Source organism: Mesorhizobium sp. M4A.F.Ca.ET.090.04.2.1 (genome assembly GCF_003999085.1).
GTDB lineage: Bacteria > Pseudomonadota > Alphaproteobacteria > Rhizobiales > Rhizobiaceae > Mesorhizobium.
In genome coordinates this window covers 1-3,833 of sequence record NZ_RZOT01000565.1, presented here as the reverse complement: position 1 = coordinate 3,833, position 3,833 = coordinate 1, and the positions used below count along the sequence as shown (strand labels likewise).

The 3,833-nt window shown below is 64.0% G+C and carries 4 protein-coding genes; 3 read left to right on the top strand and 1 reads right to left on the bottom strand.

Annotation, left to right across the window (positions count from 1 at the left end; all coding sequences use genetic code 11):
- The coding region (locus EN781_RS28165; RefSeq protein WP_145965670.1) for an FCD domain-containing protein at positions 1 to 468 on the top strand (468 nt) is incomplete at its 5' end.
- Positions 469 to 637: 169 nt separating this feature from the next.
- Complete coding sequence (locus EN781_RS28160; RefSeq protein ID WP_126054958.1) at positions 638 to 1,609, top strand: glycosyl transferase family 90; 972 nt, start codon at positions 638 to 640, stop codon at positions 1,607 to 1,609.
- Positions 1,610 to 1,623: 14 nt separating this feature from the next.
- Here the strand turns inward: EN781_RS28160 and EN781_RS28155 are convergent, their stop codons facing one another.
- On the bottom strand, positions 1,624 to 2,667 hold the full coding sequence (locus EN781_RS28155) for an aldo/keto reductase (RefSeq protein WP_126054957.1): 1,044 nt from the start codon (positions 2,665 to 2,667) through the stop codon (positions 1,624 to 1,626).
- A gap of 243 nt (positions 2,668 to 2,910) precedes the next feature.
- Between EN781_RS28155 and ppk2 the strand changes: the two genes are divergently transcribed.
- Entirely contained in the window at positions 2,911 to 3,831 is a 921-nt protein-coding gene (gene ppk2, locus EN781_RS28150; protein ID WP_126054956.1) for a polyphosphate kinase 2, read from the top strand.
- Positions 3,832 to 3,833 lie beyond the last annotated feature (2 nt).

Sequence of the window (3,833 nt, the reverse complement as noted above, 5' to 3'; positions counted from 1 at the left end):
GTCAATCTGGCCGAACTCGGACAAATCGCCGTCTATCGCGAGGCGGTCGAGGTGGCCGCCGTCAGGCTGACCTGCCTGCTGGAGGACAGAAGCGCCGTCGACGCCATCGAGGCGATGCTGGAGTCCTGCGATGCAGGCACTCCGCGCGAGGAATGGCGCCGCATCGGCATGGATTTCCACATCGAGCTGGCCAGGCTCTCCGGCAACGAATTCTTGTTTCGGGCGGTGCGCGATGCGATGACCAGGCTCTCCCGCGCGCGCTGGCTGGAGGTACGCGACGAGGCGGCACTCGGCCGCGCATGGGCGGAGCATCATGCCGTACTGGCGGCTGTGCGGGTGGGCGATGCGGAAGCGGCGGCGCGATTGCTTTCAGCCCATATCGTCGGCAGCCGCAACCGGCTGGTGACGTCGCTGCGCGACGACCGGCGCGGCCTGCGGGCCCGGGGCTTCGCCGTCGTCGCCGCGTGATCGCGACCATCGCCCTGGACTGAACCGTCACCCGCACAATGGCTTGCGCGGCATTGCGCCCGCCAACCCAGCCGGCTCTCGGCCGGCCGGCGGTGCCGTGCAGTTTGCAGTGTGAAAGTTCGACGGACTGATGCTAAGAGCATTTTGCCCCCAGTCCAGGTGACCAACGATGGCCACGCCTCTCCGAACCGCAGCCAAGGTGTTTTACTACGCGCGCAACTTCGCGCGCGACCTCGCTCCGCAGGCGCTGTTCCGCCACCGGCTGAGGGGATGGCTTGAGCAGGCACGGCGGTCGGACGGCTCGGTCCGCGAGCGGGTGAACTTCTATAACAGGCTGCAGCAGCCCTTTGTGCCGAGCCCGGCAGCGGTGCCGGTCAGCCGGCTGCCGTTCTCGCCGAGCATGTATTATTACGACCTCAAGGAATTTGCCCGCTATTTTGATCCGGTGCTGCTCATCGACCTCGAATTTGGCGATGTCATCGACGTTCCCAAGATGCCGGCGATCGTCAAGGACCGGCCGATCATGGACGGCAACGGCAATGCGGTGCTGATGAAGCTGGACAAGTTCCGCCACTTCCAGATGCCCGCCGACCGGCAGCCCTTCGCCGACAAGCGTCCGTTGGTGGTTTGGCGCGGCGATCTCAACAACCCGATCCGCACGCGGTTCCTCGATGCGGTGCGCCACTTGCCGATCTGCGATGTCGGGACGCCGAAAAAGGACGCGAAGGCCGAATACCAAAAACCCTATCTCACCATCGATGAGCAGCGGCGCTACCGCTACATTGTCTCGCTCGAAGGCAACGATGTCGCGACCAACCTCAAATGGATCATGAGCTCGAACTCGCTCTGCCTGATGCCGCCACCGACTTACGAGACCTGGTTCACCGAAAGCGAGGTCAGGGCCGGTGTCCACTATGTGCAGCTGGCGCCTGACTTCTCCGATCTCGCCGACAAGGTGCGTCATTTCGAAAGGCACCCGGCCGAGGCCGAACGCATCGTCGCCGCCGCCAACGCCTATTGCCGAAAATTCCGCAACGAGCGGGACGAACAGGCGATCTCGCTGCTCGTCCTCTACAAATATTTCGTGCTGAGCGGCCAGGTCAAACCGGATCCCGAAGTCTGGCGCTTCATCGCCGGCTGACCCGTTGCGGCCCCTCAGATATCGCTGCGGTCGAGCACCAGGTCGGCCGGTCCGAAGCGGCCCTTGGCCGTCAGCTGCTGGTGCCAATAGGGGTAGAGGACCGGCGGCCGGCTGACGGCGTCGAGCCGCGCACGCTCGTCGAAGGACAGAGTCAGGCTGGCGGCGGCGATGTTGTCCTTGAGCTGCGCCTCGCTGCGGGCGCCGATCACCAGCGACGAGACGGCCGGCCGGCCGAGCAGCCAGGCGAGCGCCACCTGCGCGCCCGATACGCCCCTGGCCTTGCCGATGTCGACGAGCACGTCGACGATCTGCCACAGCCGGTCTTGGTCGCGGATCGGCGGCTCCGACCAGCCGCCGAGCTGGCGGGCGGTTGGGCTGTTGCGGTCGTACTTGCCGCTGAGCAATCCGCCGGCGAGCGGGCTCCACACCAGCACGCCGAGCCCCTGGTCGACCGCGATAGGCAAGAGCTCGTATTCGGCCTCGCGGGCCTCGAGCGTGTAGTGGATCTGCTGGGTGACGAAACGCGGCTGGTGGCTGCTGTCGCTGATGGCGAGCGCCTTCATCACCTGCCAGCCGGAATAGTTCGAGCAGCCGACATAGCGGATCTTGCCTTGGCTCACCAGCGTGTCGAGCGCGGCAATCGTCTCCTCCAGCGGCGTCACGCCATCCCATTCGTGCAGGAAGTAGATGTCGATGACATCGGTCTTCAGCCGCTTCAGGCTCTTCTCGCACTCGCGGATCAGGTGATGGCGCGACAGGCCCTCGTCGTTGGGACCCTTGCCGATGCGCATGCGCGCCTTGGAGGCGATCAGCACGTCGTCCTTGCGCTTGCCGCCCAGAGCCTCGCCGATGATCTCTTCCGAAATCCCGTTCGAATAGACATTGGCGGTGTCGATGAGGTTGATGCCGGCATCGATGCAGAGATCGATCATCCGGCTCGCTTCATTGAGGTCGGTCTTGCCGACCGCCGCGAAGGCGCCGGCGCCGCCGAAGGTCATGGTGCCGAGCGTCAACGTCGAAACCTTCAGCCCGGAACGGCCGAGTGTGCGGTATTCCATTTGAGATCCTCGCGATTGCATTGGGAGAGGCGCCACGAGCGGGCTGCCCGAATGAGAACGCATATTTGTAGGACAAGTTCACCGGTTTGTCGCCCTGTCGCGGCGAGCGGTCGTTCAAATCTCAAGCGACGGTATTGCAATAAAACCGTCATTGCCGGCCTTTATTGAAGTCGGCTCAGGATGGCGCGCGGCAGCAGGGTGTCATCCCACCACACATGGCAGGCTGGCACGCGGAGCAGCACGATGAACGAACTGAAATCGAATTCCGGAGCCAGGGACTGGCTGGAAGCCGAACTCGCCGACACGCTCGACGAGGACTACGAACTGGAGCTATCGGAGCCGGCGCTGTCGCTGGAGATCGCCAAGATCTACAAGGATTCGCATCCGCCTTCGATCGAGCGGCAGCAATATTTCCGTGACCTGCTGCGGCTGCAATCCGAGCTGATCAAGCTGCAGTCCTGGGTGGCCTACCACAAGAAGAAGGTCGTCGTGATCTTCGAAGGCCGCGACTCGGCCGGCAAGGGCGGCGTCATCAAGCGCATCACCCAGCGGCTCAATCCGCGCATCTGCCGCGTCGTGGCGCTGCCGGCGCCGACCGAGCGCGAGAAGTCGCAGTGGTATTTCCAGCGCTACGTGCCGCATCTGCCTGCCGGCGGCGAGATCGTGCTGTTCGACCGCTCCTGGTACAACCGCTCCGGCGTCGAGCGGGTGATGGGCTTTGCCGGGCCGGACCAGGTGGAGGAATTCTTCCACGACGTGCCGGAATTCGAACGCATGCTGGTGCGCTCCGGCATAACGCTGGTCAAATACTGGTTCTCGATCACCGACGAGGAGCAGCAGATGCGCTTCCTGATGCGCATCCACGACCCGATGAAGCAGTGGAAGCTGTCGCCGATGGACCTGCAGTCGCGCGTGCGGTGGGAGCAGTATACCAAGGCCAAGGAAGAGACCTTCGCCCGTACCAACATCCCCGAGGCGCCCTGGTTCATCGTCGAGGGCAACGACAAGAAGCGCGCCCGGCTGAACTGCATCGACCATCTGCTGCAGCAGTTTCCCTATGAGGAGGTTCCGCACGAGGAGATCACGCTGCCCGAGCGCGTCTTCAATCCCGAATACGAGCGCCAGGTGCTGCCGCGCGAGCTTTACGTGCCGGAGAAGTATTGAGC

Excerpts from the sequence above, each read along its gene's own strand:
- EN781_RS28155 (WP_126054957.1), bottom strand. The coding sequence starts at position 2,667 with ATGGAATACCGCACACTCGGCCGTTCCGGGCTGAAGGTTTCGACGTTG.
- ppk2 (WP_126054956.1), top strand. The coding sequence starts at position 2,911 with ATGAACGAACTGAAATCGAATTCCGGAGCCAGGGACTGGCTGGAAGCC.
- EN781_RS28160 (WP_126054958.1), top strand. The coding sequence starts at position 638 with ATGGCCACGCCTCTCCGAACCGCAGCCAAGGTGTTTTACTACGCGCGC.